Below are 13,895 nucleotides of genomic sequence, written 5' to 3' on the forward strand. Positions count from 1 at the left end.
AAAAAAAAATCTACTCGAAGTGATGATTAAAAATTCTAAGATTGAATGTTATTCTGTTTTCAACAAAGATTTCAATACCGATTTCATTTCTTCATCTTGTGGTGAAATCGAATAGTAATGGGCGATTTTTCCCTTCTGGTCAATAACCATAAATCGAGGAATCCAGTTAAGCTCGATGTAATTATTGAAATTATTCTCCCAACCTTCATCGAACCAATAGTTTTCATTGTTTTTAAGGTTAAATTTTTCTAACCCTTTCCCCCATTGCTCTTTGGAACGATCTAAAGAAAAATAAATAAACTTTACATTAGGAATCTCTTCCTTTAGTTTTGTTGTTTGAGGCAAAGCGTTAATACAGTCTCTACACCAGCTCGCCCAAAAATCAATGACCACAACTTCTCCTTTATGCTTTTTCAGCACATCCGAAATCGTGATTTTCTTACCTTGAGAATTGGTGATTTTCTGTGCTAATGCAGATTTACTCAATTCGGTTTTCATTACAGCTGGAACCTCCTGCGAATACGCGCAAGAACCCAAAATAAAAGATAATATTATTAATATAATTCTCATTTAGATACTTTTTCTAATAATGCTATTGGTTTTCCTGAAGCAAAAGATACTTTTCCATTAATGACAGGCATCGAAGCTCCAGAATAAGCGTCTCTAATTTGGTCACCTTCATTAAAAACACTTGAAACATCAATTTCGATGGCTTTGTTGGTATCAAGATCCAAGCCAATTACCACCGCATCCTTCTTGTTTCCTGTATTCAAAACGCGAGAAAACCAATAAGGGCTATTAGACATCATTTGATGAACTCCCGCTCCAACAGAAGGGTGTTGAGCTCTAAACCGCCCTAATCTTTGCCAATACGCAAGTAGACTTTGCGTTTCTTTATTATTCTTGATGTCCTCCCAATTCATGTTGCTTCTCAAATTAGCATCTCCTTCCGCTCCTTTCACATGCAAAGAACGTCCAGTTTCGTCACCGTAATAAATTTGAGAAATACCAGGTGTCAACAATAATTTTGTAGCTGTTTCGTAAGTTCGTTTTCTATCAACGTCAAAAGGAGAACCGTCATCATGTGAGGTTGCGTAATTAAGAACAGTCTTCCCTTTCAAGGAACTTTGAAGAATATCGTTATACTTGCTGAAAATCTCTTCATAGGATTTGTTAGCATCCCCTTTGAAGTCGAAATTAATCAAACTATGAAAACCATTTTTATAATAATCTACTTTGACGTCGCCAAAGTTATAATCCCTTCCCTGCGAAATTCCATATCCATACACTTCTCCTACAGTGAAAAATGGTGAATTATCTAACACTTTGTTTGGGTTATTCTTTTTATATTCTTGAAATGCAGTTTCGCAAACTTTCTGAAAATCGTCCCAAACATCTTCATTGGTATGTTTTACAGTGTCCGCACGATATCCATCAATACCGAATTCTCTCACATAGTCCGATAACCATTTCATTATATAATATTTGGCAGCTCTTGGATAACCAGTTTTAGCGAAAAATTCGTTCAATTCTGCCAATTCTTTCTCATATCTACCTTCTTTTTTCCATTTTTCCACCAACATTGGAGGCAACTCAACAGGCTCATTAGATTCTGTCAAAACATCGGGTAAATTAGCAACAAGTGTACAAGCTGTTGTATTGAGATAGTTATCATATTTACATTGAGGAGAAGTTCTCACCCAATTATTTGGAAAAACCGGATCAATGCCGGTTACAGGTCCAGTATGATTAATTACCGCATCCAAAACAATTCTGATTCCTTTTTTATGCGCTTTTTCTACTAGTTCTTTAAGATCTTTTTCCGTTCCGAAGTTAGGATCAAGTGCGGTCCAATCTTTTGCCCAATATCCATGAAAACCATACGTCTTACCTGTTCCTTCATCGGTTGCACCATGAATTTGTTCTACAATAGGAGTCATCCAAATGGCATTAACTCCAAGATTAGTAAAATATCCATCATCTATTTTCTTAATTACACCGCGCAAATCACCACCTTCAAAACCTCTTAAAACAGCTGCCTTTTCTGTTCTTCCAAAGCTAACGTCGTTCTTTGTATCTCCATTGTTAAAGCGGTCTGTCACCAAAAAATACAAATTAGCTCCATTCCAATCAAAACTTGCCTCTGTTGAAATATTATTAGAAGAAGATTGATTTTTGCTCACAGAATTACATGAACTAAGCGCTAAAACACTACATAAAATCAGAATATTTTTTTTCATTTTTTATTGAAATTATAAAGGTCTAAATATACTGATTTTTTCACTAAAATAGGCTGAACTAGGGAGCATATCAATTCAATTCTGTATATTTGTCTGCTAATGTCTTCGGGGTAAAACCTTGATTAATGAGGTTAAACGCTATGCTTTTTGAGGCAGGTTCGGAAAACAAGATTTTTATCACCTTTGTGGATCTTTTTAAGTTTTTTTGAATTCCTTTGCATAGGTGGTGAAAAATCGAATTGTCTAGGAAAAATCAGACAAGGAGAACTAATTAATATTTTGAACTCTGATAATGAGCGTAGTTGTAAGACAAGGCTTTAAATATACTTTGATTGGTTACCTAGGTTTTATCTTGGGTGCACTATCTACTTATTTTGTTTTTCCATTTGATTTCGAATTCTATGGAAGACTGAACTACATCTTGAATACTGCTGAAATTTTTGTTCCAGTGGTTGTATTTGGAATTTCTTATGCTAATATTAAGTTTTTCCTGCAATCTCAAAAAGAAGGAAAACACCAGAATGTGCTATCACTTTCTTTCGCTGGAATTATTATCAATTTCATTGTCTTTATCGGGCTGTTTTTCCTTTTTCATTACTTTTTTCCTCAGTATAAAGAAAATCAATGGTGGAACCTTAAGGCTATTATTTTACCACTTATTCTTGTACTTGCATTGAGTCATCTTCTCAATCGGTACATCTCCAATTACAAGCGCATCGTTATCCCTAATATTTTTGAGAATATAATGCCAAAGATGGCTAATCTAGGCGCTTTTTGTCTCTTTGTATTCTTAGGCGCTACTCAAAGTTGGTCCTTCTTATTCTTTTTCGGAATGTTTTTTACTTCCTTAGTTGGATATATTATTTATGCAAATAAATTAGAAAAAATCACACCCGATTTTGGAACTGCATTTATCAAAAAAAACCAATTTTGGAAGCAATTTCTCAATTATGGATTTTATGGATTTCTCGGAAATATAGGAAACTATATTGCCATAAAAATTGACACGTTAATGATTGGCGAAGCACTTGGGATGGAAGAAGTCGGTATCTATAAAACACTCATCAATGTAATATCTCTGATTTCCATCTCGCAATTGGGATTATTCAATATCTCCTCTCCTCTTATCAACAAGTACCTTGCAGAAGATGATATGGAAGAATTGGATAGATTTCACAAAAAGACTTCACTCGGTTTATTCTTTATTGGCTCTGTTTTGTTTTCTTGTATTTTGGCAGGTTTTCCATATCTAGCCAACATCATAAAAAATGGGACGATGCTGCAAGAGTCGGAGCCTGTCATTTGGATTATCGGTTCTGCTGTTTTATTTGATTTAGCAACCGGATTTAATGGTAATATTATCTCGCTTTCCAAGTACTATCGTTTCAATATTATTGTGATGATTTTTCTTGCGTTTTTGACCATTACACTTAATTTCTATTTCTTAAAAAACACACAACTAGGAATCGTTGGAGTTGCCCTAGCAACGGCAATTTCGTTGACACTGTACAATATCACCAAGATCGTTTTCAATTATGTAAAATTCAAAGTGCAGCCTTTGACGATTGAAATGCTCTTTACCTCAATCCTATGTTTTTTGGCAATTAGTGTAGCGATTATATTACCAGATTCAGAGAATAACTTTGTTAATTTGGTGTACAAACCAGCTCTTGTATTGGTATTTTTATTTATTGGAAACTACTTCCTGAAAATCTACTCGCTTGACAAATACCTTAACAAGGATTTTATCAAGAACCTATTCAAATTCTAAAGGACAGAGGCTTTTCTTACAACGAATTAATCTTTATTTAAAGGAATCTTACTTAGAAACTAAGCTAAAAATCGTTTCTTCTAAACGAGAAAGTACGCTTTTTTCGCTAAAGCTATTTTCAAAATCATATTGAATAGAAGATGCTTCAAGAAGTATATTTTCAAAATTATTGGAAGTTCCTACAACAAATGGATAGATTCCGCTATATTCAATAGGAAAGACGCCCATCTTGGCAAAAGAAATGCAATCCCCAATGTTACCACTCATCTTGGTTTTGCCGTAGATTTCCTTTACACTCATAAATTCGGTTTCGCGTTGGATTGCACACCACAAAACATTGGCTTTTCTCATCCAAAATTCGAATTCGGGTTGGGAAACCCTTTCTTCAAAATAAGTAATTTCGACATTGGAAGGTTTCTTTTTTTCAAAATCTTTTATCCACAGCAACTCCATTCCTTCAGCCTTTCCTAACATCACCAACCTCATTTCTGACTTGAAGTTCAATGCTTTTCCAAGAATCATTTGATAATCTCTCCTTTCTTGCGAAACACTTCCCGGAACCACAATTGTGAGGGAATCCTTCTTAGTCTCCGAAATCAATTTCGTAAAAAAAACAGGTAAAAAAGAATATTGCCCATCAACCATACTTTCATCCAAAACCAACAAACTTTTCGCCTGAGAAAACACTTTGGGAGCAGAAAGCAACCCTTCTTTGAAGAGAAGTTTTAATCTATACAAAGTCTCCTTTTTAAAAATATTTTTAAAAACCTGAAACCTCTTAGCTTTTGAAAAATTTTTGTTGTGAACAATGATTGCGGTAGGGAAATTCGCGGAAATTTGCTTAAAAATTTGAAAATACCGATGCACGGTTCCTATGATTATCAAATCATAATTTTTACCTTCGAGTTGATTAATAACGGTTTCCTTTAAAACTTCAAAAACATGCTCTTCATTCTCCCAATTGAGCCTTTTCAGAATCTTTTTCGAACAATAGAAATCCGCCGAAATCTGCTTTGACTGCTCAATAAGTAACTTAAAATTATTGACAATTTCAGCATGGGTATCGAGTTCGATATAGGCAATTCTTGCAGTCGGATTATCCAAAGTCATGAGGTCAAAAGAACTGAAAATTTAATTCAAAATATTGTAATACAATAAGTTGAAATTAAAAAAAGTTAACATCTAGTTATTTACTTACAGTATAGATTTTCTCACCGTTCATCCATGTTTCTAAGACTTTGGTATCCAAAATTTTATCCTCTTGTACTGTCATCAAGTCTTGGTTTAAAACAACAAAATCAGCTACTTTTCCTTTTTCCAAACTTCCTTTTTTGGATTCATCGAAACTTGCTTTTGCAGCCCAAATCGTCATCCCTCTAAGTGCTTCTTCGCGAGTTAAAGCGTTTTCTGGATGAAATGCCTTGCCATCCTTCTTTAAAGTATCTTTTCTAGCGACTGAAGCATAAAAAGTCTTTATAGGATTAATCTCTTCCACTGGAAAATCCGTCCCCAAAGGAATCCAACCATTCTGTTTCAATAATTCTTTGTAGGCATAAGAAGTTGTGAGACGTTTTTTTCCCAATCTAGATTCTACCCAAGACATATCAGAAGTAGCGTGAGTCGGCTGAACCGAAGGAATGATACTGTATTTCCCAAACAAAGGAATATCTTCCGGTTTTACCACTTGTGCGTGCTCTATCCTCCAACGCTTGTCATTGGTTCCACCCAAAATTTTACCATAAGTACTAAGCACTTCTCTATTCGCTGCATCTCCAATGGCATGTGTACACAACTGCAAATTAGAAGAATTAAGCTGAGTTGCAAGCAAAGAAAGTTCGTCACTATTTTTAAGTAAAAATCCTTTCCAATGAGCTTTATCACTATAATCCTCAATCAAGGCCGCTCCTCGTGAACCCAAAGCTCCGTCAGAATAGACTTTGTATCCTCCAAAAGTGATATTTCCGTTGGTAAACCTTCCTTTACCAATCCAAGTAGAGTAGGTTAAAGGGTCATCTTCTAACAAAGCAAAAACCCTCATTTTCAAAATATTTTTTTTCTGAGACTTTTCTAAAAATGCAAACATTTTCTCAGAAATCCCACAGTCATGAACCATTGTCAAGCCATTCGCAAAACAATCATTCTGAACACTCTTTAGATAACTAAATCCTAATTCTTCAGAAACTTCAGGAATATGCTTCTCTACCAAAGCCATTGCATTATCAATTAAAATCCCTGTAAGAATCGTATCTTTCTTCTCAATTTCACCTCCAACCACTTCTGTTTTGTAGGTAATCCCTGCCATTTCTAATGCTTTTTGATTAGCAATGGCAGCGTGTCCATCAATACGCTTCAAAAACACTGGTTTGTTCGGGAATAATTCATCGAGTTTCTCTTTGGTCGGAAATTCTTTAACTCCCCAATCGTTTTGGTCCCAACTTCTTCCATAGATCCACTTTATCGGTGAATCTTTGGCATAAGTAGTCAGTTTCCCCAAAGCTTCATCCCAAGATTTGGTTCCAGACAAATCGCATTTCCACAAATCCAAAGCATAGGCCGTAAAGTGACAATGCGCATCAATAAATCCAGGAACGATGACATTGCCTTTCATATCATGAATTTTGGGTGCGCCATACTTCAATGCGATGTCAGAATCGCTTCCTACCTCCAGTACTTTGCCTTCTAAAATAGCCATGGATTGACCCACGTCAAAAGTCTCATTAGCAGTATATATTTTTGCATTTTTAATGATGACATCAACCCGAACTTTGATTTGGGCAGAAGCCAAACTTCCTATCATTATTATAAAAAGGAACAGTTGTTTTTTCATAAGGGCTTTAATTTCTTTAACATTTTTTCCCAACGGTATTTTCTGATAAATTCTTTTTCTTCATCAGAGAGATTTAATTCTGCTTTTTGTTTTCGATAAGAATTCATCGTCACAAAAAACTCAAACAATGACAAATTCCTCCAAGATGACTTGAGTGAAGATAGCATTGCTAACGGATAATCGAGTCCAATATTATAAAAGTACTCTCCCATCTTCCGTGCTCTTTCGTTTTTATATTTTTGCGCAGTTGGACGAAGGTGTTTCACCCACAAATCTTTGATGGTAACCACCTCCCAATCGTGCATTTTGGCCAACATAATATCCAAATTATCCCAACCCAAAATAGGTCTTAGCCCATTGATATCCACAAAGCATTCTCTTCGATAGGACTTAATAGGACCTCTTACATGGTCTTTGTCAGAAAGGTTTTCGTGCTCCCAAACTCCATCTTTTTCAACATAAACAAGACCAGAAACCATCCCTACTCTTGAATCTCTTTCGTATTCCCTGACAATTTTTTCTAAATAATTGGTCGGAAAAATAATATCTGAATCAAATTTACAAATTACATCGTAATCATTCCAATATTGCGATTCCAAACCCCTATTGAAAGTATGGACAACTTTGGCTCCAGGAGAATGCTCGGATTTTTCCAAATACAAAACCTCGAACCTTTCATCATGTCTCGCAAATTCATCTGCGATACTTCCCGTCTTATCTGTTGAACCATCATCCACGATGACACAATAGAAATCTGAGAAAATCTGATTCTTTAACGATAGTAAAGTTTCCGTCAAAAAGACTTCTTCGTTATGAGCTGGTATAATAATTAAAACTTTCAAAATAAATAATCTAAAAACGCATCAAAACCTGATGCGCAATATTAACAATTATCTTGGATACTTTTCTAATAAAGCCTTCAAAATAGCCCAAGTTTCACCATCTACGATCCCATCAAAGTTTGTCGGACGAAAATGATACTGAAAAGCTTCTACCACTTTCCTATTTTGATTATCCCAATATCCGGAAGGATTGATGTCGTATCCAAATTTTTGTAAACCTGACTGGACTTCAAAAATAAAAGAAGATGCAGATTGCTGACTTTGTATATTTGTAGCTAATGCTTGTTTCATATATTTCTCTTTAGTTACCTCATCGTACCACATTCCTAGTTGATATTGGTCGTAAAGCATTTTCCACGGAAACTCGGGACCTGGATCTTGTTTTCTAGTAGGCGCAACATCAGAGTGTCCCAAAATATTGGTGGGCGGAATCTGATATCTATTCGAAATATCTTTCATCAAAGCAGCTACTTTTCTTACTTGCATTTCATCAAAAGGTGCAAAAACTCTTTTCCCCAGCGAGTCTACAACATAACCATCATTAACAATCTCAATCCCGACAGAATTATCGTTCATATTTTTATCATTACGCCAAGAACTAATACCAGCGTGATAAGCCCTTTTATTTTCATCTACTAATTGATAAATCTCTTTATCTTCTAGTTTATTTACTAAATAATGCGCGCTTACTGATTGCTCAGTCAAAACTCTCACCGATTTATCATGATCCAATGCGGTATAATGAACAATTAAATACCGTTGTCTAAAATTTTGTGCTACGGCAGGAAAATGAGTTTTCACGACTCTATACCCAAGTGGATTAGCTGAAACTATAGAGCCATAACTTATGGTATTATCATTTTTTGAAGCATCTCCAATATTTTGTTTAAAAAATTCAATCCCTTGGATTTTGGTAACCTCGGGCTTCTTTACCGGCACGGGAGTTGTCGGAGTTGTTACGCTCTGCGGAAGCGTTTTATCTGTGTTTGTTTTAGTTACCGGTTTTTGCGATGTGCAAGAAACGGCAAAAAGGCATGCCGCAAAGGCTATAAACGATTTATGCATTTTTGTTATTTTTTATATGTCGCTCAAAAATAAGAAAAATTTTGTGTAAAAAATTTTGGTAGATATAGAAAACTGTTTTATATTTGCACTCGCAATTGAGGAACAGAAGATCATTAAAATTCAATTGTAAGGAGGGTTGCCGGAGTGGTTAACGGAGCAGTTTGCTAAACTGTCGACTTTCGGGTCGCATGAGTTCGAATCTCATACCCTCCGCAATCGGGAATCATTCGGGGTGTAGCGTAGCCCGGTCATCGCGCCTGGTTTGGGACCAGGAGGTCGCAGGTTCGAATCCTGCCACCCCGACTTTTTAAAAAATTCCTTCGGGAATTTTTTAGTTTTAGCACTATGGGTGCGTAGCTCAGCTGGATAGAGCATTCCGACTTAATCGGAACGGTCACAGGTTCGAGTTACTTTTAAAAAAAATGGGTGCGTAGCTCAGCTGGATAGAGCATTCCGACTTAATCGGAACGGTCACAGGTTCGAGTTACTTTTAAAAAAAATGGGTGCGTAGCTCAGCTGGATAGAGCATCTGCCTTCTAAGCAGACGGTCACAGGTTCGAATCCTGTCGCGCTCACGAAAGGGAAATCATTTTTGATTTCCCTTTTTTGTTATTTTTACTTCATGTGTTTTGTATATATTTTATACTCTGAAAATTTAGACCATTTCTATATTGGTCATACTTGCGAAGATTTGAGCGAGCGAATCAGAAAACACTTATCTAATCATTCGGGATTTACGGCTAGGGCGAAAGACTGGAAAATCGTTTATTTTGAAAAATACGAAACAAAAAGCGAGGCTTACAAAAGAGAACTTCAAATAAAAAGTTGGAAAAGCAAAATAAAAATTCAACAACTTATTGATAGCTCAACTGGATAGAGCATCCCGACCATAAGTCGGGACAATCACAGGTTCGAATCCTGTCGCGCTCACGAAAGGGAAATCAAAAATGATTTCCCTTTTTTGTTTTTTAATTTCTTCAAAAAAGAATAATCTACTGATTATTTTGTAATTTTATTTCTCCAAAAACAACACAAATATGAAATATTTATTCATGCTGTCCCTAAGCATGTTTTCATGGATAAGCTGCAATCACAAAGCGGAAACAACACAAGCTGGAGATACTAAAAATTCAAAATCAGACTCAGTCTCAGCAAAAAGCCTGAAACAGATTACCAATTTTGATAAAGACATCAAAACCATTCATGTCATGGTTGCCTTATGCGATAACAAGTTTCAAGGAATCGTTCCTGTCCCTGCAAAAATTGGAAACGGTCAAGACCCGCAAAACAACTTGTATTGGGGCACAGCATATGGTATTAAATCTTATTTCAAAAACAGTGCAGATTGGAAATTATTAAAAAATAGAACTGTTGATAAGGTCATTTTAGAACGTGCTATCTTCAAACACAAAACAAAAAATTATTATTTGGTTGCTGACGCCTATGATGGACAATACATCAAACAAACCACCATTGATTTTCTTAACAGCAGTGCAGGTTTGGAAAAAGATACGATTAAAATCAATGGAAAGACGTTAGGAATTAAGGGAAATTCCAAGTTGGTCTCCTACATTGGACATGATGGCCTAATGGATTTCAAAGTAGATGAAAAATTCACCAATACAGATCAACAAAAACGTGATATCATTATTCTGGCTTGCTACAGTAAATATTATTTTCAGCCACATATACAAAATGCCAATGTTAACCCTTTGGTTTGGACCAATGGATTGATGGCACCTGAAGCCTACACTTTACACGATGCCTTGACAGGTTACCTCAACAATGAAACCAACGAACAAATCCGAACAAGAGCAGCAGCAGCCTATTCAAAATATCAAAAATGCTCTATAAAAGCCGCAAGGAATCTTTTGGTTACTCAATAAACAAAGTCTTTCTTCGTTAATACTAAAAACATAATTAATGAAACTTTTTTCAAAGCTAACCACCCTATTGATTCTCCACTTCTTCATTGTTAACGCAACAGCTCAAGATTATGAGCTTAACAATCCGAAACTAATTTCCTATTACAAAAATATTAATAATGCAGAAAGGAACATCGTAGGGAATAATTTAGACTCTGCTTTAACTTTCTACGAAAAAGGATTTTCTAAAAATAAAAAACCTCCTGCTGTCGATATTTATAATAGTATGCAAGTTACCATTCAACTAAAGGATAAAAAATTTGCATCTCAACAATATCATTCTTTAAGATGTTTGAAATATCCTTTTGACGAAAGTTTCGCAATAGAAAACAAGGATCTAATCGATAAGAAAGAAAAAAAATGTAAGATTGCATTTGACGAAAGTTATAAAAATGTACTGGATTCTCTGTTTTTAGAAGATCAATACTACCGTAAACTCTCTAAAGGTGACTACAAAAAGTTTCAAAAAGAAATGACTAAAGGAGACAGCCTTAATTCGACCAAACTTTTGAAACTGATACAATCTAAAGGCTTTCCAAGTGAATATGAAATAGGATTATCTTCTGCTAATAAAGTTTTTTTTCAAAATTTTTATTATATAATTTGGCATCAACTGGCTACTAACCTGTATAGCCCACAAAGGGTTAATTTTTCTAAAATTTTGCTAAAAGCTCTGAATGAAGGTAAAATAACTCCCGCGAATGCTGTTTTTCTTATCGATCTCAATAATGGAAAAAGTAATTACAATTCAAATATTTTTAATGTCCAAGCCTTTCTTAAACTGAGTGACGACCCGGTGGAACAACAAAAACAACTGGACAACATCAATGAATATCTCGATTGTTGTTATGTCCATCCACTTTCTGATCCACAGAATAGGAAACCTGAAATTGAAAAAATTGTTTCTCAAATTAATAATGAGCGAAAAAAAATGGGTCTAGACACACTTGAAGAGTTGTCAAAAAAAGCTGTTTTTAATGTAAACAACAAAAGATTCGAATTCATAGACGCAAAAATAAAGACTAATGCATGGAATAATGATGAAGAAATCGAAAATTGGAAAAAGAATTTCGGTCTAAAAAAACTTAAAGACGGTTCTAAATAGAATTTCGTTTCCCTACTTTTGCATCCGTGAAACACCTCGTTATTATTGGCCTTGTTATTCCAGAACCTGCTTCTACAGGAGCTGGACATCGGATGATGCAGATCATCCAATTATTTAAGGATTGGGGTTACAAAATTACCTTTCTAACCTCAGCCAACAATGTTGAATTTTCTGAAAAAATGGAAATTCAGAAGATTGAGCTCAATGATTCTTCTTTTGATAATTTAATTAAAAGTCTGAATCCAGATGTGGTTTTGTTTGACCGTTACTTGAGTGAAGAACAATTCGGTTGGCGTGTTTCAGAACAATGCCCAAATGCGGTTAAGATTTTGGATACGGAAGACTTACATTTTCTGAGAGAAGCGAGACAAAAAGCCTTTAAGCAAAACCAACCTTTCAAAAACCAAGATTTATTGAATGATGTTTTCAAAAGAGAACTCGCTTCTATTTTGAGGTGCGATTTGTCTTTAATTATTTCTGAATTCGAAATGAATTTGCTTCAAAATCAATTCAATATCAACCCAGAAATTTTGTTTTACCTTCCTTTTCTAACAAGTGATTTTTCAAAATCGAATAAGGGATTCGAAGAACGTCAACACTTTGTTAGCATTGGAAATTTTCTACATGAACCCAACTGGCAAACGGTTCTTCAACTCAAAAAAATCTGGAAAAACATCAGACAACAACTTCCAAATTCGGAGCTTCACATTTATGGCGCTTATGCTTCCGAAAAGGTTTTTCAATTGCATAATGAAAAAGAAGGTTTTATTGTTAAAGGAAGAGCGGATTCAGTTAAAAACATTTTCAGTCAATATCGGGTTTTATTAGCGCCTATTCCTTTTGGAGCTGGTTTGAAGGGCAAACTTTGGGAAAGTATGGTATATGGAATTCCCAACGTAACGAGTTCAATAGGTGCAGAAGCCATGAATGGAAATCTTGTCTGGAATGGCTTTATTGAAGACGACGAAGCTCAATTTGTCAAAAAATCAATTGAACTTTATTCCAACAAAAATATCTGGAAAACCTCTCAAGAAAACGGCTACGACATTATTGAAAATCGATTCAAAAAAACGCTTTTTGCAGAGCCTTTCAAAAAACGAATTTTAGAGTTAGAAACTCATTTACAAAAGCACCGTAACCACAATTTTTTAGGACAAATTCTACAACATCATCAACTGAATTCTACCAAATATATGAGCAAATGGATTGAGGAGAAGAATAGAAAGTGAAATTGAGGTTGAGACTGAGTGAAAAAGATTATTTGATAAGTTTAATTTTCTCACCGTCCCAAGCGTAAAGTTCCTTTTCGGATTTTTTGGTTTCCTTTTCGTTTTCATCAACTTCAATATCTTCCATTTGATAGATGATGTGATTCGATTTTCCTCCTTCGTCGTTGGGGAAAATTAACTCCTCCGAATGCGAATAAATTCCAGCTTCGCCAACACTCATTAACTGAGGAAGCAAAATCAATTTTCCGTTCGTAAATAAAAGATATTGAGTATGACTTGATATTCCACAAGCTGCCCCGAGAACTTCCGCTTTAATGACGTAATCAACGTTTTTCAAACCCATTTTCTCCATCAACTGAAAACTTCCAAAATTAAGGGATTCTCCAACTCCTGATTCAAAAACTTGCTCATCTAACAACTCAAGCCCTTTCATGGCTTTAACACCACCAACAGTTCCAATATACTCCTGTTGAAATTTTTTATCAAATTTCTTTTCTGATTTGAAAACTCCAAAAAGAAAATCCAGTCCTTCTCTATGACGATAACCCACACACAAATTTCCACCCCAAATATACCCTTGTGATTCCTGCTCTCCCTTTTTATAGGATATTCTGTACCATGGCGCACTTCATTCGTCAAGTTGTAAAATCACCTTGGTCTTTTCTAAAATCTTAACGACTTGATTACTCTTCAAGGAATCAATTATCAGTGCTTTCAAGTCTGTCGATTGACGAACTCGCGTATCGTTGGTGAATATTTTTTGAGTTGTATTTTCTTCTAAATCAAAAATTCCATTGGAATAAATTTCTGATTCTTGACCAAACAAAAATGAGCAAAAAAAGCATGAAAAACAGGAAGTAAGCCTTCATAGTAAAGCATTTATGAACTTTA

12 protein-coding genes and 3 tRNA genes are annotated in these 13,895 nt (G+C 35.2%); 8 read left to right on the plus strand and 7 right to left on the minus strand.

Annotated features, from left to right (window positions below; all coding sequences use genetic code 11):
• Positions 1-48: 48 nt before the first annotated feature.
• A complete protein-coding gene (locus tag AC4AGG_RS12465; RefSeq protein WP_489772337.1) occupies positions 49-570 on the minus strand; it encodes a TlpA family protein disulfide reductase in 522 nt (173 codons plus the stop codon).
• The gene (locus AC4AGG_RS12470) at positions 567-2,240 is read right to left on the minus strand and encodes an alpha-amylase family glycosyl hydrolase (protein WP_489772338.1); all 1,674 of its coding nucleotides are present in this window, start codon (positions 2,238-2,240) and stop codon (positions 567-569) included. Before AC4AGG_RS12470 ends, AC4AGG_RS12465 begins: the two co-directional genes overlap by 4 nt.
• 292 nt (positions 2,241-2,532) lie before the next feature.
• Between AC4AGG_RS12470 and AC4AGG_RS12475 the strand changes: the two genes are divergently transcribed.
• The gene (locus AC4AGG_RS12475; RefSeq protein WP_489772339.1) at positions 2,533-4,011 is read left to right on the plus strand and encodes a lipopolysaccharide biosynthesis protein; all 1,479 of its coding nucleotides are present in this window, start codon (positions 2,533-2,535) and stop codon (positions 4,009-4,011) included.
• Positions 4,012-4,059: 48 nt separating this feature from the next.
• Here AC4AGG_RS12475 and AC4AGG_RS12480 read toward each other — a convergent pair whose 3' ends face one another.
• The 4 genes from AC4AGG_RS12480 to AC4AGG_RS12495 form a co-directional block, all read right to left on the minus strand.
• Positions 4,060-5,121: a hypothetical protein gene (locus AC4AGG_RS12480; protein WP_489772340.1), complete on the minus strand. Its 1,062-nt coding sequence runs from the start codon at positions 5,119-5,121 to the stop codon at positions 4,060-4,062.
• A gap of 76 nt (positions 5,122-5,197) precedes the next feature.
• Positions 5,198-6,838, minus strand: a complete 1,641-nt coding sequence (locus AC4AGG_RS12485; RefSeq protein ID WP_489772341.1) for an amidohydrolase — start codon at positions 6,836-6,838, stop codon at positions 5,198-5,200.
• Positions 6,835-7,680: a glycosyltransferase family 2 protein gene (locus AC4AGG_RS12490; RefSeq protein WP_489772342.1), complete on the minus strand. Its 846-nt coding sequence runs from the start codon at positions 7,678-7,680 to the stop codon at positions 6,835-6,837. Before AC4AGG_RS12490 ends, AC4AGG_RS12485 begins: the two co-directional genes overlap by 4 nt.
• Before the next feature lie 48 nt (positions 7,681-7,728).
• Positions 7,729-8,745 (minus strand): N-acetylmuramoyl-L-alanine amidase, encoded by a 1,017-nt coding sequence (locus tag AC4AGG_RS12495; RefSeq protein ID WP_489772343.1) that lies wholly within the window; start codon positions 8,743-8,745, stop codon positions 7,729-7,731.
• 130 nt (positions 8,746-8,875) lie between these two features.
• On the opposite strand from AC4AGG_RS12495, the gene AC4AGG_RS12500 reads away from it, so the two are divergent.
• The 7 genes from AC4AGG_RS12500 to AC4AGG_RS12530 all read left to right on the plus strand — a co-directional run bounded on the left by AC4AGG_RS12500 (position 8,876) and on the right by AC4AGG_RS12530 (position 13,004).
• Positions 8,876-8,958: transfer RNA gene (locus AC4AGG_RS12500), tRNA-Ser, on the plus strand.
• A gap of 15 nt (positions 8,959-8,973) precedes the next feature.
• Positions 8,974-9,048, plus strand: a tRNA-Pro gene (locus tag AC4AGG_RS12505).
• A gap of 198 nt (positions 9,049-9,246) precedes the next feature.
• A tRNA-Arg gene (locus AC4AGG_RS12510) sits at positions 9,247-9,320 on the plus strand.
• Between the two features lie 47 nt (positions 9,321-9,367).
• Positions 9,368-9,622 carry a GIY-YIG nuclease family protein gene (locus tag AC4AGG_RS12515; RefSeq protein WP_489772344.1) on the plus strand — a complete coding sequence of 85 codons (255 nt, stop codon included), beginning with the start codon at positions 9,368-9,370 and terminating at the stop codon, positions 9,620-9,622.
• A gap of 160 nt (positions 9,623-9,782) precedes the next feature.
• On the plus strand, positions 9,783-10,631 hold the full coding sequence (locus tag AC4AGG_RS12520) for a hypothetical protein (RefSeq protein ID WP_489772345.1): 849 nt from the start codon (positions 9,783-9,785) through the stop codon (positions 10,629-10,631).
• A gap of 37 nt (positions 10,632-10,668) precedes the next feature.
• Entirely contained in the window at positions 10,669-11,775 is a 1,107-nt protein-coding gene (locus AC4AGG_RS12525) for a hypothetical protein (protein ID WP_489772346.1), read from the plus strand.
• A 26-nt stretch (positions 11,776-11,801) separates the two neighbouring features.
• A complete protein-coding gene (locus AC4AGG_RS12530; RefSeq protein WP_489772347.1) occupies positions 11,802-13,004 on the plus strand; it encodes a glycosyltransferase in 1,203 nt (400 codons plus the stop codon).
• A 28-nt stretch (positions 13,005-13,032) separates the two neighbouring features.
• Here the strand turns inward: AC4AGG_RS12530 and AC4AGG_RS12535 are convergent, their stop codons facing one another.
• Positions 13,033-13,554 carry a hypothetical protein gene (locus AC4AGG_RS12535; RefSeq protein ID WP_489772348.1) on the minus strand — a complete coding sequence of 174 codons (522 nt, stop codon included), beginning with the start codon at positions 13,552-13,554 and terminating at the stop codon, positions 13,033-13,035.
• Positions 13,555-13,895 lie beyond the last annotated feature (341 nt).

Source organism: Chryseobacterium sp. CG10_8 (assembly GCF_058117085.1).

Excerpts from the sequence above, each read along its gene's own strand:
- AC4AGG_RS12525 (WP_489772346.1), top strand. The coding sequence starts at position 10,669 with ATGAAACTTTTTTCAAAGCTAACCACCCTATTGATTCTCCACTTCTTC.
- AC4AGG_RS12475 (WP_489772339.1), top strand. The coding sequence starts at position 2,533 with ATGAGCGTAGTTGTAAGACAAGGCTTTAAATATACTTTGATTGGTTAC.
- AC4AGG_RS12495 (WP_489772343.1), bottom strand. The coding sequence starts at position 8,745 with ATGCATAAATCGTTTATAGCCTTTGCGGCATGCCTTTTTGCCGTTTCT.
- AC4AGG_RS12480 (WP_489772340.1), bottom strand. The coding sequence starts at position 5,121 with ATGACTTTGGATAATCCGACTGCAAGAATTGCCTATATCGAACTCGAT.
- AC4AGG_RS12520 (WP_489772345.1), top strand. The coding sequence starts at position 9,783 with ATGAAATATTTATTCATGCTGTCCCTAAGCATGTTTTCATGGATAAGC.
- AC4AGG_RS12465 (WP_489772337.1), bottom strand. The coding sequence starts at position 570 with ATGAGAATTATATTAATAATATTATCTTTTATTTTGGGTTCTTGCGCG.
- AC4AGG_RS12515 (WP_489772344.1), top strand. The coding sequence starts at position 9,368 with ATGTGTTTTGTATATATTTTATACTCTGAAAATTTAGACCATTTCTAT.
- AC4AGG_RS12485 (WP_489772341.1), bottom strand. The coding sequence starts at position 6,838 with ATGAAAAAACAACTGTTCCTTTTTATAATAATGATAGGAAGTTTGGCT.
- AC4AGG_RS12470 (WP_489772338.1), bottom strand. The coding sequence starts at position 2,240 with ATGAAAAAAAATATTCTGATTTTATGTAGTGTTTTAGCGCTTAGTTCA.